The sequence below is a fragment of the Albibacterium bauzanense genome (genome assembly GCF_004339765.1).
Classification (GTDB): Bacteria; Bacteroidota; Bacteroidia; order Sphingobacteriales; family Sphingobacteriaceae; genus Albibacterium; species Albibacterium bauzanense.
The window spans coordinates 262,818-285,025 of the sequence record NZ_SMGO01000002.1; the positions used below are offsets into that span (position 1 = coordinate 262,818).

27 protein-coding genes are annotated in these 22,208 nt (G+C 36.7%); 3 read left to right on the plus strand and 24 right to left on the minus strand.

What is annotated here, in order from left to right; translation table 11 throughout:
- From nuoK to C8N28_RS07065, 20 genes are all read right to left on the minus strand, one after another.
- Nucleotides 1-321: an NADH-quinone oxidoreductase subunit NuoK gene (gene nuoK, locus C8N28_RS06970; RefSeq protein ID WP_132223001.1), complete on the minus strand. Its 321-nt coding sequence runs from the start codon at nt 319-321 to the stop codon at nt 1-3.
- Nucleotides 322-324: 3 nt separating this feature from the next.
- Nucleotides 325-822 (minus strand): NADH-quinone oxidoreductase subunit J family protein, encoded by a 498-nt coding sequence (locus tag C8N28_RS06975; RefSeq protein WP_132223003.1) that lies wholly within the window; start codon nt 820-822, stop codon nt 325-327.
- 3 nt (nt 823-825) lie between these two features.
- Nucleotides 826-1,347, minus strand: coding sequence for a NuoI/complex I 23 kDa subunit family protein (locus C8N28_RS06980; RefSeq protein ID WP_132223005.1), 522 nt, complete (start codon nt 1,345-1,347; stop codon nt 826-828).
- A gap of 11 nt (nt 1,348-1,358) precedes the next feature.
- On the minus strand, nt 1,359-2,396 hold the full coding sequence (nuoH, locus tag C8N28_RS06985) for an NADH-quinone oxidoreductase subunit NuoH (RefSeq protein WP_132223007.1): 1,038 nt from the start codon (nt 2,394-2,396) through the stop codon (nt 1,359-1,361).
- 22 nt (nt 2,397-2,418) lie between these two features.
- Nucleotides 2,419-3,429, minus strand: a complete 1,011-nt coding sequence (locus C8N28_RS06990) for a 2Fe-2S iron-sulfur cluster-binding protein (protein WP_132223009.1) — start codon at nt 3,427-3,429, stop codon at nt 2,419-2,421.
- An 11-nt stretch (nt 3,430-3,440) separates the two neighbouring features.
- Nucleotides 3,441-4,787: an NADH-quinone oxidoreductase subunit NuoF gene (nuoF, locus tag C8N28_RS06995; RefSeq protein WP_132223011.1), complete on the minus strand. Its 1,347-nt coding sequence runs from the start codon at nt 4,785-4,787 to the stop codon at nt 3,441-3,443.
- 6 nt (nt 4,788-4,793) lie between these two features.
- Nucleotides 4,794-5,318: an NADH-quinone oxidoreductase subunit NuoE family protein gene (locus C8N28_RS07000; protein WP_132223013.1), complete on the minus strand. Its 525-nt coding sequence runs from the start codon at nt 5,316-5,318 to the stop codon at nt 4,794-4,796.
- Nucleotides 5,311-6,546, minus strand: coding sequence for an NADH-quinone oxidoreductase subunit D (locus C8N28_RS07005; protein ID WP_185140131.1), 1,236 nt, complete (start codon nt 6,544-6,546; stop codon nt 5,311-5,313). Before C8N28_RS07005 ends, C8N28_RS07000 begins: the two co-directional genes overlap by 8 nt.
- Before the next feature lie 10 nt (nt 6,547-6,556).
- Complete coding sequence (locus C8N28_RS07010; RefSeq protein ID WP_246012769.1) at nt 6,557-7,081, minus strand: NADH-quinone oxidoreductase subunit C; 525 nt, start codon at nt 7,079-7,081, stop codon at nt 6,557-6,559.
- Nucleotides 7,053-7,610, minus strand: coding sequence for an NADH-quinone oxidoreductase subunit B (locus C8N28_RS07015; protein WP_132223015.1), 558 nt, complete (start codon nt 7,608-7,610; stop codon nt 7,053-7,055). Before C8N28_RS07015 ends, C8N28_RS07010 begins: the two co-directional genes overlap by 29 nt.
- A gap of 115 nt (nt 7,611-7,725) precedes the next feature.
- Nucleotides 7,726-8,106 (minus strand): NADH-quinone oxidoreductase subunit A, encoded by a 381-nt coding sequence (locus C8N28_RS07020; protein ID WP_132223017.1) that lies wholly within the window; start codon nt 8,104-8,106, stop codon nt 7,726-7,728.
- A 106-nt stretch (nt 8,107-8,212) separates the two neighbouring features.
- Complete coding sequence (locus C8N28_RS07025; protein ID WP_165870310.1) at nt 8,213-9,922, minus strand: tetratricopeptide repeat protein; 1,710 nt, start codon at nt 9,920-9,922, stop codon at nt 8,213-8,215.
- A gap of 10 nt (nt 9,923-9,932) precedes the next feature.
- A complete protein-coding gene (locus tag C8N28_RS07030) occupies nt 9,933-10,865 on the minus strand; it encodes a PstS family phosphate ABC transporter substrate-binding protein (RefSeq protein ID WP_132223021.1) in 933 nt (310 codons plus the stop codon).
- A gap of 85 nt (nt 10,866-10,950) precedes the next feature.
- Nucleotides 10,951-11,172, minus strand: coding sequence for a hypothetical protein (locus C8N28_RS07035; protein ID WP_246012770.1), 222 nt, complete (start codon nt 11,170-11,172; stop codon nt 10,951-10,953).
- 18 nt (nt 11,173-11,190) lie between these two features.
- Nucleotides 11,191-12,018, minus strand: a complete 828-nt coding sequence (locus C8N28_RS07040; RefSeq protein WP_132223025.1) for an energy transducer TonB — start codon at nt 12,016-12,018, stop codon at nt 11,191-11,193.
- 30 nt (nt 12,019-12,048) lie between these two features.
- Nucleotides 12,049-12,567, minus strand: a complete 519-nt coding sequence (locus C8N28_RS07045; protein ID WP_132223026.1) for an ExbD/TolR family protein — start codon at nt 12,565-12,567, stop codon at nt 12,049-12,051.
- Nucleotides 12,568-12,589: 22 nt separating this feature from the next.
- Nucleotides 12,590-13,204, minus strand: coding sequence for an ExbD/TolR family protein (locus tag C8N28_RS07050; RefSeq protein WP_132223027.1), 615 nt, complete (start codon nt 13,202-13,204; stop codon nt 12,590-12,592).
- A gap of 93 nt (nt 13,205-13,297) precedes the next feature.
- Nucleotides 13,298-14,134, minus strand: coding sequence for a MotA/TolQ/ExbB proton channel family protein (locus tag C8N28_RS07055; protein WP_132223029.1), 837 nt, complete (start codon nt 14,132-14,134; stop codon nt 13,298-13,300).
- A 438-nt stretch (nt 14,135-14,572) separates the two neighbouring features.
- Nucleotides 14,573-14,923 carry a translation initiation factor gene (locus C8N28_RS07060; RefSeq protein ID WP_132223030.1) on the minus strand — a complete coding sequence of 117 codons (351 nt, stop codon included), beginning with the start codon at nt 14,921-14,923 and terminating at the stop codon, nt 14,573-14,575.
- Between the two features lie 24 nt (nt 14,924-14,947).
- Nucleotides 14,948-15,820 (minus strand): diacylglycerol/lipid kinase family protein, encoded by an 873-nt coding sequence (locus C8N28_RS07065; protein WP_132223031.1) that lies wholly within the window; start codon nt 15,818-15,820, stop codon nt 14,948-14,950.
- A 553-nt stretch (nt 15,821-16,373) separates the two neighbouring features.
- Between C8N28_RS07065 and metK the strand changes: the two genes are divergently transcribed.
- Nucleotides 16,374-17,627, plus strand: coding sequence for a methionine adenosyltransferase (metK, locus tag C8N28_RS07070; RefSeq protein WP_132223032.1), 1,254 nt, complete (start codon nt 16,374-16,376; stop codon nt 17,625-17,627).
- Nucleotides 17,628-17,655: 28 nt separating this feature from the next.
- Complete coding sequence (locus C8N28_RS07075) at nt 17,656-18,399, plus strand: lysophospholipid acyltransferase family protein (RefSeq protein WP_132223033.1); 744 nt, start codon at nt 17,656-17,658, stop codon at nt 18,397-18,399.
- 4 nt (nt 18,400-18,403) lie between these two features.
- On the opposite strand, the gene C8N28_RS07080 is transcribed toward C8N28_RS07075, so the two are convergent.
- Both C8N28_RS07080 and C8N28_RS07085 read right to left on the minus strand, forming a co-directional pair.
- Entirely contained in the window at nt 18,404-19,534 is a 1,131-nt protein-coding gene (locus tag C8N28_RS07080) for a glycosyltransferase family 2 protein (protein ID WP_132223034.1), read from the minus strand.
- Complete coding sequence (locus C8N28_RS07085; protein WP_165870311.1) at nt 19,515-20,489, minus strand: lysylphosphatidylglycerol synthase transmembrane domain-containing protein; 975 nt, start codon at nt 20,487-20,489, stop codon at nt 19,515-19,517. Before C8N28_RS07085 ends, C8N28_RS07080 begins: the two co-directional genes overlap by 20 nt.
- Nucleotides 20,490-20,590: 101 nt before the next feature.
- On the opposite strand from C8N28_RS07085, the gene ruvC reads away from it, so the two are divergent.
- Nucleotides 20,591-21,157: a crossover junction endodeoxyribonuclease RuvC gene (ruvC, locus tag C8N28_RS07090; protein ID WP_132223035.1), complete on the plus strand. Its 567-nt coding sequence runs from the start codon at nt 20,591-20,593 to the stop codon at nt 21,155-21,157.
- On the opposite strand, the gene C8N28_RS07095 is transcribed toward ruvC, so the two are convergent.
- A complete protein-coding gene (locus C8N28_RS07095) occupies nt 21,154-21,564 on the minus strand; it encodes an HIT family protein (RefSeq protein ID WP_132223036.1) in 411 nt (136 codons plus the stop codon). The genes ruvC and C8N28_RS07095 overlap by 4 nt on opposite strands.
- An 88-nt stretch (nt 21,565-21,652) precedes the next feature.
- Nucleotides 21,653-22,126, minus strand: coding sequence for a transcription elongation factor GreA (gene greA, locus C8N28_RS07100; RefSeq protein WP_132223037.1), 474 nt, complete (start codon nt 22,124-22,126; stop codon nt 21,653-21,655).
- Nucleotides 22,127-22,208: the final 82 nt, after the last annotated feature.

A 22,208-nucleotide genomic window follows, 5' to 3' on the forward strand; every position in this document is an offset into this window, starting at 1 on the left:
TTACCACCTAAGTCTATTTAATATATCAATATCTATCGATCTGGTATTCCGATATACCATCATAATGATTGCTAAGCCCACAGCTACTTCCGCTGCCGCCAATGCCATCACAAAAAATACAAATACCTGACCAGAAGCATCTCCGAAAAACACAGAGAATACAACTAACAATAGATTTACCGAATTCAACATCAACTCAATAGACATCATGATTACAATGACATTTCTACGAGTTAATACACCAATTACACCAATTGTGAATATTAGGCTGCAAAATAAAATGTAATGGTTTAATGGGACACTCTGTATTGTTTCAAACATAACCTAGGCTTTTTTCTTATCCTTTTTACCCAATAATACTGCACCAACCATGGCGGTAAGCAATAAAATAGAAGAAATTTCGAATGGCAATAAAAACTCTTTAAACAGCACCTTACCCAAGTTGCCAACCAAACCAATCTCCGGATTAATAATCTCTAAAGGAGGTGAAGTTTGTAAAACTTTAAAAGAAGCTGCTAATATAATAATAAAGCACATTCCTGCGATCACACCCATAGCTTTCACAAAAATGGACTTCAAAGGTTCACTGTCTTCATTCATATTTAAAAGCATAAGCACAAATAAGAAGAGAACCATAATCGCTCCCATATAAATTATAAAATTAACAACTGCCAGAAACTGGGCATTCAATAAAATATAATGAATAGAGAATGTAAAAAAAGTAACAACTAAATATAGTACGCTATGAACCGGGTTTTTACTAATGATCGTCATTACTGCAAAAAATAACGATAGAAAGGCTACAAAATAAAACACTGTCATATACTATTTATTGAGAGATAATTCTTCTAAATTAATGAACGGCTGTTCAACTAATTTATCTTTACCATAAATAAAATCCTTTCGTAAATATTCAGGTGGCACATGAGGCCCATCCAAATAAATAGCTTCCTTCGGACAAGCTTCTTCACAAAGACCACAGAAAATACAACGCAACATGTTTATTTCATAAACTGCAGCATATTTCTCTTCTCTATAAAGATTCTCTTCTCCTTTTTGACGCTCGGCAGCAATCATTGTGATGGCCTCCGCCGGACAAGAAAGAGCACATAAACCACATGCAGTACAACGTTCCCTTCCTAATTCGTCTCTTTTCAAAGAGTGCATACCCCTGAAATTCTTAGAATATTCACGGGTTTCTTCAGGATACCGTATTGTATTCTTCTTCATAAAAAAATGTCGAAGAGTAATGGCTAAACCTTTGAAAATAGCAGGAAGGTATATCCGTTCCCAAAAATTCATGGGTTCCTGTTCTAAAATCTTTTTTCTATTACTAAGTGATTGCATTTCTATATTTTTTAGAAAAACTTATCTTTTAATATAATAAACACCCCTGTCAATGCTATATTAGCAAGAGCCAATGGTATTAACATCTTCCATCCTAAATTCATCAACTGATCATATCTGAACCTTGGTAAGGTCCAGCGTATCCACATAAAGAAAAATATGAAAGCAATTATCTTTATGAAGAATACAAATACACCGATAATTGTAATCCAGTTTGCAGACAGCCCTAAATCATACATAAAAGGGAAATTATAACCTCCAAAGTATATTGCGGCCATTAATGCAGAAGAAACGAACATATTAATATATTCAGAGAACATATATAAGCCCAGCTTCATAGAAGAATATTCTGTATGATAACCTCCAACCAATTCGGTTTCACATTCAGGTAAATCGAAAGGTACCCGATTTGTTTCGGCAAAAGCGCATATTAAAAAAATCAAGAAACCAAGAGGCTGCGCCCAAATATTCCAATTTACAAAACCTTCTTGCTGTGCTACAATCTCCTTTAAAGAAAGCGATTGCGTTACCATCAATAAAGCAATAATGGACAAGCCCATTGCTAATTCGTAGCTTATACTTTGAGAAGCAGCACGAACAGCACCCATCAAAGAGAACTTATTATTAGATGCCCATCCACCCAACATAATTCCATAAACTCCCAGAGCAACTACACCAAAAATATATAGTATACCTACATTAACGTCTGCAACTTGTAACTCAACAACCCGATCGCCAATTGTAAGAGCCTGCCCCCATGGAATAACAGCACTACCAATACAGGCTGTTATAATTGCGAGCGTTGGTCCTAATATAAAAAGAGGCCTATGTGCACCTGCAGGAATAATCTCTTCTTTAAAGAAGAATTTCCCACCATCACACAGAGGTTGCAAAATACCAAAAATACCTGCACGATCAGGTCCCAGACGGTCTTGCATAAAGCCTGCAACTTTTCGTTCAGCTAAGGTTGAGTACATCGCAATTACTAAAGTAATAACGAACACTACAATAATGAGTATAAACTTTTCTATTATGAATGCAAATTCCATAGTCTTATTTTGCGAACGCTACTTATTTTAACTTCTCTGCTCTTTCAAGCTGTTTCTTATTCTCTGTCTGCAATTTTAAATTCTCTTTAATTACTGGAGGCGGAGCTGGTAATTCATAATGGTTCGAAGAAATAACAGAAGTATTTTTAACACTTCTAGGACCATCAATAACCCAATCAGAAGTTGCTTTCTTATCAAAACGACAATCATTGCAAATAAACTCTTCTAACTCTCCAAATTCATCTTTTCTTCCCGTAACCCGTAAAACCTCTTCTCCTTTATACCATAAAGTAACCTTCCCGGAACAAGTCGGACAGTCACGATGCGCCTCTACCGGCTTTGTAAACCAAACACGGTTTTTAAAGCGGAAAGTTCGGTCAGTTAAAGCTCCAACCGGGCAAACATCAATCATATTTCCAGAAAAATCATTATCCACAGCATTTGAAATATAGGTAGATATTTCAGAAACATCTCCTCTTCCTAAAACTCCATGAACTCTTTTATCAGTGAGTTGATCTGCAACCATCACACAGCGGTAACATAAAATACAGCGTGTCATGTGTAATTTGATCTTATCACCAATGTCTATTTTTTCAAAGGTACGCCTATCAAAATTATAGCGGGTCTCCTCGATACCATGCTTATAACTCAAATTCTGCAGATCACACTCTCCAGCTTGATCACATACAGGGCAATCTAATGGATGATTGATCAATAAAAACTCTACAATACCTTTTCTTGCTTCAAGTACCTCTGGCGAAGTTATATTCTGCACTTCCATGCCATCCATCACACCCGTTCTGCACGAAGCAACCAACTTAGGCATAGGTCTCGGATCCTTTTCAGATCCTTTACTAACTTTAACTAAACATGTTCTGCATTTACCACCACTCCCCTCCAAAGAAGAATAGTAACACATAGCAGGAGGAACTACATCTCCACCTATTTGCCGTGCTGCATTCATGATAGTTGTTCCTGGTTCAACCTCAACCAGAATTCCATCTATACTTACTTTTATTTTTCCTTCAGACATAGCTTCTCTTTTTAGCTATTAGCCATAATAGCGTAGTTCGCCAAACCATAATTCCTGCTTTGTGATTCCACGGGATTATTAACATGCCACTCAAATTCATCACGAAAATGCCTGATAGCACTTGCAACCGGCCATGCAGCAGCGTCGCCCAACGGACAAATGGTATTACCCTCAATATTCTTTGCCACATTCACCAATAAATCCATATCGCTTGATCTTCCCTGACCGTTTTCTATACTAAACAGAACCTTTTCCATCCAGCCTGTTCCTTCTCTGCAAGGAGAACACTGGCCACAACTTTCATGGTGATAAAACCTTGTAAAATTCCATGTATTCCGAACAATGCACTGATCTTCATCAAAAGCAATAAAGCCTCCGGATCCCAACATGGTACCACTTACAAAACCACCTTCTGCCAAAGATTCATAGCTCATTAATCTAGGTGCACCTTCTATAGTTTTTAAAATTAAATTAGCAGGCAAAATAGGCACTGATGAACCACCTGCAACCACAGCCTTTAATTGTTTTCCATTAGCTATTCCACCACAGTATTCATCTGAATAAATAAATTCTTCGACAGGCAGGCCTAATTCAATTTCATAAACACCTGGTTTATTTAAATTCCCACCTGCAGAGATTAATTTAGTTCCGGTACTTCTTCCAATCCCAATCTTAGCATATTCAGCGCCGCCATCATTAATTATTGAAACTGTTGCAGCAATAGTTTCAACATTATTTACAACTGTCGGACAATTATACAAACCCGAAACAGCTGGAAACGGTGGTTTTATACGCGGATTACCACGCTTACCTTCCAAAGACTCTAATAAAGCAGTCTCTTCTCCACAAATATAAGCACCTGCCCCAGGATGAACATACACCTCTAAATCATAGCCCGATCCCAATATATTTTTACCTAAAAACCCATTGGCTTTAGCTTCGGCAATTGCTTGTTCAAGGATACGAATCTGTTGCATCATCTCTCCCCGAACGTATATATAAGAAGTATGAGCTCCTAATGCAAAACTAGAGACGATCATTCCCTCAATTAACAAATGAGGGATATAGGTCATTAAATAACGATCCTTAAATGTTCCAGGCTCAGACTCATCTGCATTACAAACCAAATAACGTGGAACTCCTTCTGGCTTTGCTAAAAAGCTCCACTTCATTCCTGTTGGGAAACCAGCACCCCCACGACCACGAAGACCAGAAGTTTTCACTTCTTCAAGCACACCTTCAGGCCCCATCGTTTTAATTGCTTTTTCAACCGCACTATATCCTCCCATACGACGGTATACCTCGAATGTATTTATTCCCGGTACGTTAATATGTTCAAGTAATAATTGACGAGTCATCTTACCCTATTTATTATTTTTTAGCTTTCCTATTAATTGGTTCACACTCTCCTCCGTCAGGTTCTCATAGAAGGTATATTCAGGGCCGATTTGCAAAACAGGGCCATTACCACATGCCGCCATACATTCTACTCCTCGCCAGCTAAATAAACCATCACTTGTAACTTCACCTTCTTTCACACCTAACGTACTCTCAATATGCTTCATTATCTTTTCAGCTCCCACTAAGCAGCAAGGGCCTGTACGGCATACCTCTAAAACATATTTACCTTGAGGCTTCAGAAAATACATGGTATAAAAAGTCGCAACTTCATATACTTCAATATATTCTATGTTTAGAAACTCCGCTACTTTATTCATTGAAGGAACACTAAGCCAACCGGCTATTGCCTGTACCTCATGCAAAATCGGTAATAAAGCTGATTTCTGTTTACCTTCCGGATAGCGACTAACAATCTCATTGAATTTTCCTATCAACTCAGGAGTGAATTCAACGTTCTCGATATTCTCGGTATTATTTATATTAAGCATCTAATTCTCCTGCTATAACATTTAAACTACTCATATTAAGAATTGCATCCGATAACAGCATTCCACTACTCATTGGTGCATACATCGCATAATTAATAAAAGATGGTCTGCGGAAATGCAAACGATAAGGTGAACGACCGCCATCGTTTATTAAATAAAATCCCAGTTCTCCATTCGCTCCCTCAACAGCATGATAAACCTCTGATTTGGGCGTATCTATTTCTCCCATTACTATCTTGAAATGGTAAATTAAAGCCTCCATATTATTGTAAACTTTCTCTTTTGGAGGAAGATAGAATTCAGGGACGTCCGCATGAAAGATACCCTTTGGTTCTTTCTCTAATTTCACTAATGCCTGCTCAATAATTCGCATACTCTGACGCATCTCTTCATTTCTGACCATATAACGATCATAAACGTCTCCATTCGTCCCTACAGGTATATCGAAATCAAATTCTTCGTAAGAAGAATATGGCTCTTGAACACGCACATCATAATCTATACCTGTTGCACGAAGAATCGGACCGCTCCAACTATACTCTAAAGCTTTTTCAGGACTTACAGGTGCCACACCTGAAGTCCGTTCAATAAATATTCTATTTCTATCAAATAACCTTGTAAACTCGTCTAATACCGCAGGGAACTCTTTAATAAAAGAACGGATCTTAGCAAAAGCTCGCTCATTAATATCTCGCTCAAAACCACCAATACGTCCAATATTAGTTGTTAGCCGAGAACCACAGATCTCTTCATATATCTCATAAATCTTCTCACGTTCATGCATTAAATACAAGAAACCCGAGAATGCTCCGCTATCCACACCCAAAATACCATTACAAATAATATGATCTGTAATTCGGGCTAATTCCATAATAATTACACGCATATAGTCCACCCGTTTAGGCATCTCTATATTTAGTAATTTTTCTACTGTCATATGCCAGCCCATATTATTAATAGGCGACGAACAATAGTTTAATCGGTCTGTTAAAGGTGTAATTTGATAAAATGGTCTATGTTCTGCTATTTTTTCAAAAGCCCGGTGAATATATCCAATTGTAGAAACACCACTTACAATACGCTCTCCATCCATTTGAAGAACATTTTGAAACACACCATGAGTTGCAGGGTGAGTAGGCCCCAGATTTAACGTTATCAGATCATCTTGAGGGTCATTATCATTATAAACTGGTGCGTTATTCGTTATTCTAGTGATCGGGTCGGCCATAATATTATTTCTATCGTCCAAAAAAATAATCCTTCTTATCAACACGGTTTGGATCTTCCAATGGATACTCTTTACGCATTGGGAACACTTCCATATCATCCACATTTAAGATACGATTCAGATCAGGATGGCCTAAAAAGCGAACACCATAAAAATCATATGTTTCACGTTCCATCCAGTTAGCTCCTTTCCAAAGTACAGTAGCACTTGGAATTTCCGGATTCTCTCCGTTAATAAATACCTTTAATCGGATTCTTAGCTTATTTACAAAACTATGGAGATGATAAACTACTCCAATAGAAAGATCTCGCTCGGGATAATGAACAGCAGTAATATCTGTTAGATAGATAAACTGTAATTCTACATCTTTCTTTAAAAACTCTAATACTTCAATGATCTGGTCTTTACCAACTTCAATAGTCAAAAGACCATAAGGCTCATCTGTATTTAGAATCGTATCCACAAAGCGCTCTTTCAAGCGCGACAAAAGAACTTCGTTATTCAACTTATCTAACATTATTCGTGTGAATTCCATATTTCTCTAAAAGCGCTTTATACTCAGGCGTATTTCTCCTATTCAAAGATTCATTTTTCACAATCTCCTGTAAGCGCATAACTCCATCAAGAATAGCTTCTGGTCTTGGCGGACAACCGGGAACATATACATCTACCGGGATAATTTCATCAATACCTTGCAGTACTGAATAGGTATCAAAAATACCTCCGCTACTTGCACAAGCTCCTACAGCAATAACCCAACGGGGCTCAGCCATCTGAATATAAACTTGCTTCAAAACCGGAGCCATTTTCTTTGCAATAGTACCCATAACAAGTAACATATCCGACTGTCGTGGCGAGAAACTAGGCCTCTCAGCACCAAAGCGGGCAAGATCATAATCCGCTCCCATGGTAGCCATAAATTCAATTCCACAACAAGAAGTTGCGAATGGCAAAGGCCATAATGAATTTGCACGGGCCAATCCAATCACTTTATCTAAAGAGGTAGCAAAAAATCCAGCACCCTCTACCCCTGGAGGAGCGGCTCCTAATTTTATATCAGTCATTCCAATTTCTTTTATGAATAAGCTTAATGCCGGCCAGAAATCCTCGACAAATCTATGAGATATTTACAGTCAAATAAGTCAATAATATAATTTAGAAATATTCTAATATATTATTCTATTCGTCCCAATTAAGAGCTTTCTTTTTAATGATGTATATAAAGCCCAATAAAAGCAATCCCATAAAAACAAACATTTCTATAAGACCATTTATACCGAACTCCCTGAAATTTACAGCCCAGGGGTACATAAATATAACTTCAATATCAAAAATCACAAACAAGATTGCCACCATAAAATACTTTATTGAGAATGGTTGGCGAGCATTTCCTACAACCTCGATCCCAGACTCAAAAGAAGATAATTTATTTTCAGTCCGAACCTTCGGGCCTATCAAGTGTGTAACAACAATCGTTGTTACACCAAAGCCGGCAGCAACAATTATTTGAAATAATATGGGTAAATAATTCGCAGAACTATTTATAACCTCAGTTTCCATAAATGTATTCAGTATTATTAATCTTTTTCACGTCAAATATACATATTTTAATCAAAAAAGCGCCAACAATATATATTGCTGACGCTTTCACATTAAAATATTTCTGTTACGTTTGAGGCTGCTCTAAATTAGTTAAAGCCTGCTTTGCATACTCACTTGAAGGATCTATTTCCAATGCACCTCTAAATTGTTCACGTGCTTTTTCATAATCTCCGCTCAATGAATAATAAGCACCGTTTACATTATAAGCTTCTACTAAAGCCACTTTATTTTGAGTGATAGCCGCATCTCCTTTACCTTTAACCACATCAATAAACTCCTGATAATAAGGCACAAATAGACCTTTCGGGTTCGCCTCATCATCTAATAATCGATTCGCTCTTGCACGGAATAAATAAGCTGCATCTGTAGTTGGTGCTAATTCTGTAACTTTTCCAAATGCTACATCTGCTTTCTCCAATAAAGTTTTAGACGGTTTTACCTCATCATTTACCCTTGTCGCATAATCAAAATACAAGGCATAGCCCATATAAAAATAATCATATAGATAATTCTTCGATTCAGGATTCAAGGTAGCAATTTCGAATATACGTGCTGCCGGGCCATATTGACGAGCTTGGAAGAATTCCATTCCAATTTCATTTAAATCCTCGGCAATTGAAGAATCTGCTTTAACAGCTTTTTGCATATTTGCAACAGCGTCATTTAACAAGGTTGTATCAACAGTCTTATTAACTGTATCAGATGCTAAACGAATGTCTGCAAGTCCTAAGAATAGGTAGTCACGAGCAATAAGACGTTCAGGCTCAACTTTTGCCATAAAATCAGTAATTGCTTTTTTACTTTCTTGGTAATTACCATTCTCGTATGCTGAATAGCCTAAGTAACGTAAAATCCTTGGATTCGCCTGATCTATCTTAGCCATCTCATTCGCCTGAACTTCTAACGTTTCATAATCCTTTGCTAGAATCAAGAAGTCAGCATATCTCATTCTAGAATCAAGAGAATAATCCGTTAAATCCATGTATTTTTTATAATACGATAAAGCTTCTTTTAGCTTCGCATCATATTCTTCTACAGTAGTTACTCTTCTAGACCATAAGTAATAAGTTTCTGCAAGCTCACGATAGGTTGGAGCGAAATTAGGATTTTCTGCAACAATTGCTTGCAAATCAGCCGAAGCTTCAGGGAAAGCATAAGCTTCCTTACTAATTACTGCTAACTGAATTTTTGCATTCAATAATGTATTGTCTAAGCTAATAGCATCGCGATAAGCTGTATATGCATTACTATTATTACCCATACCAAAATAAGCATTACCGATCGCTAAATCAATTTCAGCATCTTTTTGGTCAGTAGCTTTTGCCTTTAATAAATACTCAAGCGCTTTATTATAGTCTGGGTTAGCTCCTTTTAAATAAGCTTTACCAACCGCTAATAATTCTTCGTAATCTTTCTTCTTTAACTTAGCTGTTGCCTCATCAAATAAAGTCTGAGCACCACTTGCATTACCGTTAAGTAATTCAATAGTACCTAAACCAACTTTGTTAATGGTATTTTTAGTATCGGCTGCATCTCCTTGTGCAAATACAGTCTTTGCCGAATCAGGATAATCAGTAATAAGATATACTTCACCTAAATAGAAATAGTTATCCCCTTCTTTTGCATCAGTTTGAACCAAGTTCTTCAAAATCACCTTAGCCTTTTCGTATTGCTCTTGGTTAATAGCAACCTTAGCATCTTTCAAACTTTGAGCAAAAGCACCAGAAACTACAAAAGACAAGGCCAACCCTATGTTTATTGCTTTCTTCATCATTTTCATTGTATTAATTTAAATTTATTTGATTTCTAATATTAATTTCTCTCGGAGGAATACTATCTGGTAATAAACCAGACTTAAGGATAATCCTTTGTCCTCGCTCTCCTGCTAAAAAAGCAGAAAATCCAACTCCCAAACCCATTACGCCTTGACAATTTATAACGTACAAATCACGCGCCAAGGCATATTTACCAAGAGCCAGATTATTCTGTGAAGGTTTATAAAAAGCATCGTCTCCATCCTTACCACGCTGATTTTTAACCCCTAACACTTTTAATCCTTTTGTATACTCCAACAAATCAGCATCTGGTTGAGCCATCCAATTTATCCCAACCACACCAACAGCATGTGGATTATTATATACATATTTAATAATATCTGCATTCGAGTTTAAAGCATATATACGCTCTTTCGGGAAATCAGTAATAGCTGCTAATTCCTTCAAGAACCTAACTGTACTCGAATTTGGATTGTCAAAAACTAATGTACTAATCGTGGATGGCTTACCCTGAAGGATATTGATAATATCATCAACAGTCACAACAGAATCCTGATTGCCTTTACTGGTAATCAATGCAATTCCATCAGTTGCAAACCGAGTTATCTTAGGAACAATCTTCTTCGCTTCAAAAAACTGCATTTCTTCCTTCGTTAATGTTCTGGATAGAATTGCAATCTTAGCTGAATCATTCATCAAATAATTAATAGCAAGTTTTTCCGGCCTATTAACTAATGTAATGTCTGCTTCCAAATAGGTATTCTCAAATACAGTCAATTGGTCCTCAACGATAGGTTGAAACGTTTCATCAACCACAATTGAAACAATACCGGTTACAATAGTATGTGTTTCTTTCGTCGGAGGAGTACTCGTACACGATATAATTAAAGAACTAACTACTAGAGTCAGAAACAAATATGCATTTTTTTTAATAAAATCCATTGCACAATTCAAAAAATTAGTAATTAATATCAATTAACAATATAGATGCATTATCTATAAACATTTCATAATATGTGCTTGGATATTAACGTTCATTTGCCCGGTTTTGCCATAAACGGGCAAACCTTAAGAAAGAATAAACAATCAACACCACACCGAAAAGGATCCGGTAGGTTTTATCCATACTAATTGGAAAATCAGACCAAAAGATGATGATAACGCCCAGCACAAAATACAGAGCGAACATGAAAAGTCCTATAACAGACAGAAATCGCTTTGAGGGCGATTTCTGTCTGTTATTATTCATATTGTTTTTATTCAACATCTATTGTGCTGCTAAGTTCAACTGAATAGGCAATGTAAATTGAACCCGAACCGGACGACCATTTTGTATACCTGGCTTCCATTTTGGTGCTCTTTTCAACATTCTAACTGCCTCTTCTCCAGTACCGTATTTCAAATCTCTTAAAACTTGAATATCAGTAAGAGAACCATCTCTCTCAACAACAAACTGCAATAGTACACGACCACTTACACCTTGTTCTTGAGCCTGAGCAGGATAGTTATAATTTCTACCCACATACTTGTAGAATTCTTCCAATCCTCCTTGTGGAGTAGGAGCAACTTCTACTGAGGTAAAAACATGATCAACATCCTCAGTAACCTCTTGATCTTTAGGACCTTCACCAACTGGCAAGTCAATACGAATTGCTGCAGTAGGATCACCAGCTACCGTTTTAGGACCTGGATCAGCCACCTTTAACTGTTCTACTGTAGGAGGTTCCTCATCACGAACCTGCGCTGCTTCAACAACAACCGGAGGTGGCATCCGAACTTGATCCACACGTGGTGGAGGTGGTTCAACAATCGGCGGAGGAATTACTGCTTCCTCATCTACTGGAGGAGGTTCTGATAGAACCACTTCAGTTTCAATCGTCTGAACAGCATCGTCCGCAGTATTACTGCTGATGAAGCTCAATATCATCGGACTGCTTACTGCAAGCAAAAATAATATCACACCGATAAATAATGCCTTAGTGGTATCGGTATCTGCCGTCTGTCGTAACTGGTAAGCCCCATAGGCTTTGTTACGACCCGCAAATACTAATTCGAGCCACTCTTTTTTAAATATGTCTAATTTAGACCCAAACATGTTTTCTCAATTTAAGGTAAAACCTAATTATTAATTGTATATATTCTCTCGAGTGAGTAGCTCTACTTCAGCAGAACCAATATCACCAATCATATACTGTTTGGCGTCAACAATCTTCATTTCATCAAGAATATCAACTAGGTTCTTATAGTTTGCTTTATCACTAGGTCTAATAATTACAATCAAACCTTTTTCCGGATCACCTGTAATCTGAGGAACCTGCTTAATCTTCTCCAATAAGATTGGTCGAATTCCATTCTTACCGTAATCCACTACTGTAGGACCTTCAATTGGACTATCTAACAAGCCCATGTAATATTCTATCTTATTATCACTTCCTAATAATAAAGTGATTGTCCGATTATCCGCCACATCTAGCTGATCTTGAGAATCCTCCTCAGTCTTATCAGGCATTGCTACATCCATTGCGTAAGGCTTCGAGATAGAGGTGGTTAACATAAAGAATGTAATCAACAAGAAAGCCAAGTCAACCATTGCCGTTAAATCCACTCTGGGCGAACTCTTTTTGCCCGTATTTAATTCTGCCATTTGCTATATCTATTTAATTATATTAATCAGCTACACGTAAATTCGTAATTAAGCTAAACTTATTAAGACTCTGCTCTTGCAAAACATCAATAACTTTCTTAATTGCAGGATAATCCTCTTCTGCATCACCTTTTATTGCAACACGCATTTGCTGGTCATTAACCTCTGCTGTTGCTAAACGAGCCGCCAAAACCCATTCTCTCAATTGATTATCTGTAGAGTCTGCAGGTATTCCAGGTTGAACTCCCTTAGCAATACGTTGAGTATTATCCATAGCGATCAAATCTTTTAACCGGCTGATAGGAACACCAAATGCATCTATCAGAGAAAAACGTTGTTTCTCATCGTCAGTAAAGGTTATACCATATTTTTCACTGATACGATTCAACATATTTATTCTAACATTTGGACCCGTAACACCAAAGAACACTTTTCCACCATCACCTACAGTTAATGTTCCCAGATTTGTATCTGGAACCTTGATCTGAACGGTTGAAGCAGGCATATCAACTGGTAGAGGTTCAGGCTGACGAGCTGTAGCCGTTAATATAAAGAACGTTAGAAGAAGGAAGGATACGTCGCACATAGCAGTCATATCTATCGTCGTATTCGCCCTTTTTATTTTTATCTTACCCATTGCTTCAATTTATAATTTTTAAAATTAATTATTTAAACTAATGATGATCAAACATCAGCGATTCCATAAAACCGCTGGATATTTTTTCAAAAATTAATTACTGTGGGTTGAAGCGTAGGTTTGAACGATTGAATAACCAGCCTCATCAATAGAATAAGTAAGTTTATCAATCTTCGAAGTAAATACATTGTACATAATAATAGCAATTGTAGAGGTAAAGATACCAGTTGCTGTATTAATCAAGGCCTCAGAAATACCGTTTGCTAATTGTGCCTGGTCAGGAGCTCCACCTGTTGCCAAGGCAGCAAACGCCTTAATCATACCAGTTACTGTTCCTAATAGACCAGTCAATGTACCAATAGATACCAAAGTAGCGATAACAGTCATGTTTTTCTCAAGCATAGGCATTTCTAATGCAGTAGCTTCTTCAATTTCTTTCTCAATTGCAATACTTGCTTGCTCAGAATTAACACGTGTATCAGCTGAAGCTTCTTTGTATTTTACTAAACCGGATTTAATTACATTCGCAACAGATCCTTTTTGTTTATCACACTCAGCGATTGCTGAATCAATATTTCCACTAGCAAGAAATCCTTGAATACGAGTTACAAATTGATCTACATTCCCAGTTCCAGATGCTTTATTGATTACAAAGTAACGCTCAAAAGAAAACACAATAGTCATTGTTAATAAGCCTAATAAAACAGGTACTACAAAACCAGCTTTATATACCATACCAAAATAATCACCCGGTAATGGTTGTCCTAGTTCTGGATCGCCGCCTTCGAAATGTGACGGATTACCCATGATATACTTCCAAACAATATATCCAATAATAAAACAAATAATGATAGCTAAACTTGCAAAAAGGTTAGAACCTGACGAGCTACCTTGTTTCTTTGCCTTGTTTGGTGTTGGTGCATTTGCCATTTTTTTTAAATTTTAGTTTTTAGTTTTTAATGATTTATGTTAATTAGTTAATAGTTTACTCTTCCATCTCTGTAAAAGCTTAAGCAAACTTAAGATTTTACAAAATAAAAACAAATAAAGTTTTTTTTAAATTTTAAGTCTTTTTTCCCGGCGTGCAACAGCGGCATCAACGCCGAAATGATTGTTTTAATTTATTCAAATATTGCCATTTCTTTTAACAATATTCTACAATAGAAACCATTTTTTTTCAATATTGCAAATAATTTTAATAAAAAAATGAAAGCCCGAATCAATAAAGAAACAACAATATTACCTAACTGTTATCTATTCAACCCTTCTGGTTAGATTTAAATATCTAATTTCCAGTTCCGTAATTTATTTGTTATAAAACAGGAAATATTATAATTGGTATAAAACTTTGAACTTGAATAATATGCACTAACCTCCTGATTGCTTAACCTTATAGCCCTCGGCAAGCAGCAATTCTATTATACGTTTTCTGAAATCACCTTGAATTAAAATCATTCTATCTTTTACCGAACCGCCCACTCCACACTTCTGTTTCAACATCTTACCCAAACTCTCCAGATCTTGATCGCTACCTATAAAACCTGTGATTAAAGTTACAGCCTTTCCTGCCCGTTGTTTTTTATCTAACGAAACACGCAAATCCTGTTGTTTAGGAGGAAGCGTCTCTTCTTCTCCAGCTTGATTCTCCTCTACAAAGTTATAATTCGAATCTGTTGAATACATAACGCCGGAATATACTTTCTTCTTAGACTTTGCCATCCCTCAATATATTTAATAATTCTTCTAATAAATAACCTGCAATGACTTCGGATGCACCGTTATCTCCAAATCCTTTCCTAATAATATAGGCTGTCCATCAACATGCACATCTCCTTCAACTGCTCGCTTTATAAAAATCTCCTTACCTCTGATAATATCGATATATTCAGACTTATCAGCTGTCTTATTAAAGAGATGAAATAACATTTTTGGAAATAAATACAATGGAAAGGGCTTCACAATACAAACATCTAACAAACCATCACTAACCGAAGCTTTTGGAGATACATGTGCATTATTACCATACTGGGAAGAATTAGCCAAGCTAATCATGAAAGCCTCCCGCTTAAACTTTTTCCCATCAATTATAAAGTCATAAACCTGCGATTTATAACTGGTAATCTCCGAAAATACCGTCTTCATATAACCGTAAGGTCCCCGAATGCTCTCTTTATCGAAACGATTACTGATAACAGCATCAAAGCCGATACCCGCCATATTAAAGAAGGAATGGCCATTCAGCACACCACTATCAATCGCTTTAATCTGAAATCTATTCAGAATTGCGATTGCTTCCTTCACTCCACTCGGAATCTCAAGAAACGTTGCTAAACCATTTCCCGATCCTTCGGGCACTATTCCCAAAACCACCGAAGTATTAACCAAAGCTTTTGCGATTTCATTAACCGTGCCGTCTCCCCCAACAGCTACAACCACATCATAATTGCCATTAACAGCCTCTTCAGCTAATTCAGCACCATGATTTGGTCTTTCTGTAAACCGATATTGAGCATCAAACAATTCATGGTTAAGATAATGCTTAGCCTGCTGCTCAAAGTTGCGCTTATTCTTTCCTCCCGAAATTGGATTAATAATAAACAATAGCTTCTTTCTCATTTTACTCATCCTCTCTAACCACTTAAATCACAAATCTAAATCATTTAATCGAAGAGATAATTAAATACAATAAATTAATTTAATTCTAACATTTAATTAAAGTAGCTACCATCACAAAACAGTAAAACACTCTATATTCCTAAAATAGAAGAACAAGGACCAAACAGGGGTCAAACAGGGACCAAACAGGGGCAAAACAGTCATATTTTCCCTGTTTGATCCTTACTTGGTCCTTGTAGAGGCCTAATGATTCTTCTTCTATGGTATGAGAGCTGTAATATAAATTATAAGAACATCGTCATAGAAATACGCTTTTAAAATCTTTACTCTATTAAGAAAATAGAGATTCTTTTAACTCATGAAATTTATCGTACTTTTGCCTTAAATTAAGAAATGTGGATTGATTTGCTGCGCTGTAAAAGGGTGCCAAGATTGCAACCACAGTAAAAAAGTGCTAAAGCAAACATCATTCTTTGTTTGTTTCTCCACTTAATTTACAAGGCAATCGACATTTTAAATGGTTTATTAAAGAAAACTCTTAAACGTTATTCATATGCCTTATTTATTTACATCAGAATCAGTATCAGAAGGTCATCCAGATAAAGTAGCCGATCAGATTTCAGATGCTTTAATTGATAATTTTTTAGCATGGGACCCTGATTCAAGGGTTGCGATAGAGACGCTTGTAACAACCGGGCAGGTTGTACTCGCTGGTGAAGTGAAATCCAACACTTATTTAGATATTCCACAGATCACACGCGATGTGATTAAGAAGATCGGGTATACAAAATCCGAATATATGTTTGAGGCAAATTCATGTGGTATATTATCTGCCATTCATGAACAATCGGCTGATATTAATCAGGGTGTTGATCGTGTTAAAAAAGAAGATCAAGGTGCCGGAGACCAAGGTATCATGTTTGGCTACGCTAATAACGAAACAGAGAGCTATATGCCCTTAGCATTAGATCTTTCGCATAAGCTATTAATTGAGCTTGCTGCCTTAAGAAGAGAGAACAAAGACATAACTTACCTTCGTCCGGATGCCAAATCGCAGGTAACCATTGAATATGATGATGATCATAAACCTTTAAGGATAGACACCATCGTTATATCTACTCAGCATGATGATTTTGATGAAGAGGCTAAGATGTTGGCGAAAATTAACGCTGATATCGTTAATATATTAATTCCACGGGTTAAAGAATCATTAAAACCTGAATTACAGGCTTTGTTTACTAAAGATATCAAATTTCATATCAACCCAACCGGAAAGTTTGTGATTGGTGGTCCTCATGGAGATACTGGTCTGACAGGAAGAAAGATTATTGTAGATACCTATGGTGGTAAAGGCGGACATGGAGGTGGTGCTTTTTCTGGAAAAGATCCTTCTAAGGTAGATAGATCAGGCGCTTACGCAACTCGTCACATCGCTAAAAACCTGGTTGCGGCCGGTATAGCAGATGAAATTCTTGTTCAGATCTCTTATGCCATTGGTGTAAAAGATCCGATGGGAATTTACGTAAATACATACGGTACTTCTAAGGTAAACTTTACGGATAGCGAGATAGCTAATAAAATTCAGTCGACGTTTGATATGACTCCTTATGGTATTGAAACTCGTTTGGGCCTTAGAAATCCAATATATTCTGAGACAGCTGCATACGGACATATGGGAAGAAAGCCACAAAAGGTTACAAAAACGTTTAAGAACATCCATAACGAAGTTAAAACTATTGAAGTAGAGCTATTTACCTGGGAAAAACTAGATAGTGTTGATCAGGTAAAGAAAGCTTTCGGCATATAATTCGTCTGGCTTTATATTATTCATATCGATGAGAAAAATACTTGGATATATCCTTTCACCGATACATTATCTGGCTTTCGGCTTCTTCTTATTGCTATTTCATCCCCTTCAATGGTTGAGTTTAAAACTAGGGGGCTATGAAGCGCATAAAAAGACGGTTGATATATTCAATCTTTGTCTCTTAGCTACCTATTACCTTTTAGGAAATAGTGTGCGCTTTACCCGGCGGTTTGATTTACCTACCGACCGCCCTATCCTTTTTATATCCAACCATCAAAGCATGTATGATATACCTCCTTTAATTTATTTTTTAAGGAAGTATCATGCAAAGTTTATCTCAAAAATTGAACTAACCAAGGGTATCCCGAGCATCTCTTTTAATTTGAAACATGGCGGAGGCGCGAATATAGACAGAAAGGATAGCAAGCAGGCAATTGCTGAGATTCTTAAATTAGCCCAACGAATGAAAGCAAATAATTGGTCTGCTGTAATCTTCCCGGAAGGAACACGTGCTAAAACAGGAAATCTAAAACCCTTCTCGGCTGGTGGCGTAGCAACTATTATTAAAAAGGTTCCGAACGTACTGGTGGTACCGGTTGCTATCAACAATTCCTGGAAGATGGTTCAATATGGCACTTATCCTCTTAATACCTTTATTAATATGAGCTGGACGGTCTTAAGGCCTATTGAGCCACAAGATGCATCTATAGAGGATGTTATTAAAGAAGCTGAAGATGCTATTCGCAATCACATTCAATCGTTGAACTCTTAAGGCTTTAACGAACCATCCTTCCTTTCCACAAATACTTACCGCTATTGCCTGCAATACCAATGAATATAAGGTAAATTATATGCAATAGGGAGAGGAAAGGCAGGAATATTAAATAAGTTGATCGTTTAGCGAAGCGAGATATAGGTAGTAGGAATACTAATTCCATAAAGAGCTTAAACGAAAGGCAATAATAAACAACCCTCCATACGCTTGGATTAAACAGCGCACTTACGACACTTATAACCAGAAATACATTAAAGAGCCAGATACATACTCCAAAAATTACTATCGGCTTATTTTTATACTTTGTGCTTTTTGATGCCCAGCGTTTCCGCTGACTTAAAAAAGATGATAAACTCTCTTTGGCTTCCGTATAAACGATTGCATCTTGATTTTTACAGAACCCTACTCGATTAGGGTATCTTCCAGCTACTTTATGCAAAAACAACTCATCATCGCCTGAAGCTAACTCGTCTATTCCTTTAAATCCACCCAACTCCACGAATACATCCTTTTTGTAAGCAAGGTTTGCTCCATTACAGGTTGAGGCTTTCCTATTTCCGATTGCGGCAGCGCCCAGGCCTATAAGGTAAAGAAACTCGAGAGTTTGGAGCCTTTCAAATAAATTCTTTTCATTGTGATACATAACAGGGCCGGAAATAAAAAGCAGATCTTCTTGCTCATACATCGAAACCATGCTATTAAGCCACATTGGCTGCATACGGCAATCAGCATCTGTTGCTACAATCAACTCGCCCGATGCATAATTGATGGCTTCAGAAATTGCCTTCTTCTTATATGAGTTTAAAGGTTCTTTCTCATTCAGTTGAATGAGCCGGACTCCCTGATTTGAAAAAGAACGAATAATTTCGGCCGTATTATCAGTAGAATGATCGTCCACGACGATAACCTCAAGTAAATGAGCCGGGAATTTTTGGTTTAATATATCCTGTATAGTAAGTCCGATATTCTTTTCTTCATTTCTTGCTGCTATTAATACACTGACCGTTGTATGTGGCGTATTTTTCGGAATAGAGGTATTCAACAGATACCACCCTCTTATTAAATACACGATAACAGATCCATAAAATACGGTTAGCGCTAATGTAATGTAGTTAATTATTTCTGGTACCAAAGAAGTTGATTTTAAATACGAAAACGGATCCAATAATTGCTGGAATTATTAAGTTAACAAACCACACACAGGCAGTAATTGCCATTACTGCAACGATATGTGGAGTAATAAATCCAAAAAAGTAACTTGCTGTAACGCTTCTTACTCCAACATCCAGCAAATCTAAGGAAGGTAAAGCAGACTGCACAAAGAATAAGATAAATATCATTGGAATCATTTCCAGAACCGGCATGTCCGGGATGATAACTTGCATTAATATACAGTATTGTGAAGTAAATATAACATAACGCGATATTGAGTAAATAAATACACGCTGGATGTCTTTTTTCTTATAACGAAGTAATAAGTCGAGGAAACGCTTGTATTTTTTTAAAAACCTTATTTTCGATAACCAGGTATTGATTAACTTGATATTAAAACATAGCAATAGAAAGAAACTTATGTAAATGACACCAGCCAGGCAAATCACCGTATAAAACATGGAACTTACGTTCAGGTATTTTCCTATGAACCAGCATACTGCAATCGTTCCGAAAACATTGGTGATCACCATTTGTGATATAGCTCCTACCAACATACCGATTACTCCAAATACCCTTTTTCTTGACTCAAGGAAAAGTACACGCCCACCATATTCTCCTATCCGGTTTGGTGTAAAAACCGCCCAGGACAATCCGCAGAATACAGATTCTATTGCTTTTCTTAACCCGATAGGCTGAAACTGACTGCATAAAAACCTCCATTTGAGTGCTTCTATGAACCAGTTTATCAGCATTAACACGAAGATTACTAAAAGAGTAAGATAAATCTGTAGGGGGTTAATTTCAAGAATTAACTGATAGAAATCCCTGATAGCATTATTGTTAGTCAGGAGTTTATAACAATACCAGATGACAAGAATAAAAATGCTTATCTTTAAGATATAGCCGATCGCTCTTTTCAATTGTGTATTCAAAAATTTATTTTTTAATTCAAATTATACCATCGGTCTATACAGGCCTCTTTAGAACTATCAAAGAAATACAAAAATCTCTGGATTTAACGTAATATTGTAAAATGAAGTTAAAAAGCAAAACTGAGCGTATAATCTTGGGCATAGATCCCGGCACTTCGATCATGGGTTATGGATTAATAAAGGAAAGTGGCAATGAAATAAGCCTTATCACTCTCGGTATTATTAAACTCGGTCATCTCAGTAATCATGCTTTAAAACTTCAATCTATCTTTATTAAGACTACGGAAATTATTAACGCCTACCAACCTGATTGTATTGCTCTGGAAGCTCCTTTCTTTGGCAAAAATATACAATCTATGTTAAAGCTTGGCAGGGCTCAAGGAGTAGCTATGGCAGCTGGCTTAGCCTTAAATATTCCCATCTTTGAATATGCTCCTCGTAAAATAAAGCAATCTGTAACAGGGAACGGAAATGCGGGTAAAGAACAAGTTTCTGCTATGTTAAAAACCTTATTGAAATTTGATGAAAGTCCTCAGTTTCTTGATGCAACAGACGGTTTAGCTGTAGCGGTTTGTCATTCTTTCCAAAATGCGAAAGGAGATAGTAACTTACAAAGCTATTCGGGCTGGTCGGCTTTTGCTAAGAACAACAAAGACAGGATAAGTTAACTTTCCAGTTTCTTATTAAGTGCCTGCCTGATCTTTAACGAATCTTCTGAAAGTTCATCTTCGCTTAGTTTTAATTTTTCCCGACTAAAATCCATATCAGAAACATGATTAATAGGGATTAGGTGAATATGTGTATGAGCAACTTCAAGGCCTACCACAGCAACACCAATTTTCTCACAAGGGAATGCATCTTTAATTCCTTTTGATATTATTTTGGCAAACATCCATAAACCAATATACTCGTTATCTTCCATATCAAATATATAATCGACTGGATTTTTAGGTATTACTAATACATGGCCATGAGCCAGTGGATTAATATCCATGAATGCCAAAAATTCATTCGTTTCTGCTACTTTATTAACAGGAATATCTCCTGATATGATCTTAGAGAAAATAGTTTCCATAGCTTTATTTTTCTTCGAAAATACAAAAAAGCGGCTCGTTAAGGAAGCCGCTTTTAATATTAATTATTATAAATTTAATTTTATTGCCTTATCTGGATATTTCTAATATCTCTAATTCGATCGTACCCGCCGGAACTTCTATCTGGGTTTTATCTCCAACTGACTTACCCAATAAGCCTTGCGCAATAGGCGACTTTACTGAAATCTTCCCTGCCTTCAGGTCTGCTTCAGTCTCTGAAACCAATTGATAGGTCATTAGCATCCCATTCTTCAGGTTCTTCAATTTCACAATAGATAGGGCTAAGACTTTTGATGCATCTAACTTAGACTCATCAATTAATCTTGCATTTGCTAATACTTCGCTAAGTTTCGCTATTCTACTTTCATGATGCCCTTGAGCATCTTTCGCAGCGTCATATTCGGCATTTTCTGACAAATCCCCTTTATCGCGTGCTTCGGCAATAGCCTTAGCAATTGCAGCTCTTCCTACAGTCTTTAACTGATGTAATTCCTGTTTCAACTTCTCAAGTCCCTCTGCAGTGTAATAAGTTATTTCTGCCATATTTATTTTAATTAGAATTCATACAAAAAAGCGGCAAGACCATATATGCGCTAAATAGCGTATGGTCTTGCCGTGTTATACA

Bases quoted from the DNA above. Each gene is read 5' to 3' on its own strand.
- nuoK (WP_132223001.1), bottom strand. From the start codon at position 321: ATGTTTGAAACAATACAGAGTGTCCCATTAAACCATTACATTTTATTT.
- C8N28_RS06975 (WP_132223003.1), bottom strand. From the start codon at position 822: ATGACAGTGTTTTATTTTGTAGCCTTTCTATCGTTATTTTTTGCAGTA.
- C8N28_RS06980 (WP_132223005.1), bottom strand. From the start codon at position 1,347: ATGCAATCACTTAGTAATAGAAAAAAGATTTTAGAACAGGAACCCATG.
- nuoH (WP_132223007.1), bottom strand. From the start codon at position 2,396: ATGGAATTTGCATTCATAATAGAAAAGTTTATACTCATTATTGTAGTG.
- C8N28_RS06990 (WP_132223009.1), bottom strand. From the start codon at position 3,429: ATGTCTGAAGGAAAAATAAAAGTAAGTATAGATGGAATTCTGGTTGAG.
- nuoF (WP_132223011.1), bottom strand. From the start codon at position 4,787: ATGACTCGTCAATTATTACTTGAACATATTAACGTACCGGGAATAAAT.
- C8N28_RS07000 (WP_132223013.1), bottom strand. From the start codon at position 5,318: ATGCTTAATATAAATAATACCGAGAATATCGAGAACGTTGAATTCACT.
- C8N28_RS07005 (WP_185140131.1), bottom strand. From the start codon at position 6,546: ATGGCCGACCCGATCACTAGAATAACGAATAACGCACCAGTTTATAAT.
- C8N28_RS07010 (WP_246012769.1), bottom strand. From the start codon at position 7,081: ATGGAATTCACACGAATAATGTTAGATAAGTTGAATAACGAAGTTCTT.
- C8N28_RS07015 (WP_132223015.1), bottom strand. From the start codon at position 7,610: ATGACTGATATAAAATTAGGAGCCGCTCCTCCAGGGGTAGAGGGTGCT.
- C8N28_RS07020 (WP_132223017.1), bottom strand. From the start codon at position 8,106: ATGGAAACTGAGGTTATAAATAGTTCTGCGAATTATTTACCCATATTA.
- C8N28_RS07025 (WP_165870310.1), bottom strand. From the start codon at position 9,922: ATGATGAAGAAAGCAATAAACATAGGGTTGGCCTTGTCTTTTGTAGTT.
- C8N28_RS07030 (WP_132223021.1), bottom strand. From the start codon at position 10,865: ATGGATTTTATTAAAAAAAATGCATATTTGTTTCTGACTCTAGTAGTT.
- C8N28_RS07035 (WP_246012770.1), bottom strand. From the start codon at position 11,172: ATGAATAATAACAGACAGAAATCGCCCTCAAAGCGATTTCTGTCTGTT.
- C8N28_RS07040 (WP_132223025.1), bottom strand. From the start codon at position 12,018: ATGTTTGGGTCTAAATTAGACATATTTAAAAAAGAGTGGCTCGAATTA.
- C8N28_RS07045 (WP_132223026.1), bottom strand. From the start codon at position 12,567: ATGGCAGAATTAAATACGGGCAAAAAGAGTTCGCCCAGAGTGGATTTA.
- C8N28_RS07050 (WP_132223027.1), bottom strand. From the start codon at position 13,204: ATGGGTAAGATAAAAATAAAAAGGGCGAATACGACGATAGATATGACT.
- C8N28_RS07055 (WP_132223029.1), bottom strand. From the start codon at position 14,134: ATGGCAAATGCACCAACACCAAACAAGGCAAAGAAACAAGGTAGCTCG.
- C8N28_RS07060 (WP_132223030.1), bottom strand. From the start codon at position 14,923: ATGGCAAAGTCTAAGAAGAAAGTATATTCCGGCGTTATGTATTCAACA.
- C8N28_RS07065 (WP_132223031.1), bottom strand. From the start codon at position 15,820: ATGAGAAAGAAGCTATTGTTTATTATTAATCCAATTTCGGGAGGAAAG.
- metK (WP_132223032.1), top strand. From the start codon at position 16,374: ATGCCTTATTTATTTACATCAGAATCAGTATCAGAAGGTCATCCAGAT.
- C8N28_RS07075 (WP_132223033.1), top strand. From the start codon at position 17,656: ATGAGAAAAATACTTGGATATATCCTTTCACCGATACATTATCTGGCT.
- ruvC (WP_132223035.1), top strand. From the start codon at position 20,591: ATGAAGTTAAAAAGCAAAACTGAGCGTATAATCTTGGGCATAGATCCC.
- C8N28_RS07095 (WP_132223036.1), bottom strand. From the start codon at position 21,564: ATGGAAACTATTTTCTCTAAGATCATATCAGGAGATATTCCTGTTAAT.
- greA (WP_132223037.1), bottom strand. From the start codon at position 22,126: ATGGCAGAAATAACTTATTACACTGCAGAGGGACTTGAGAAGTTGAAA.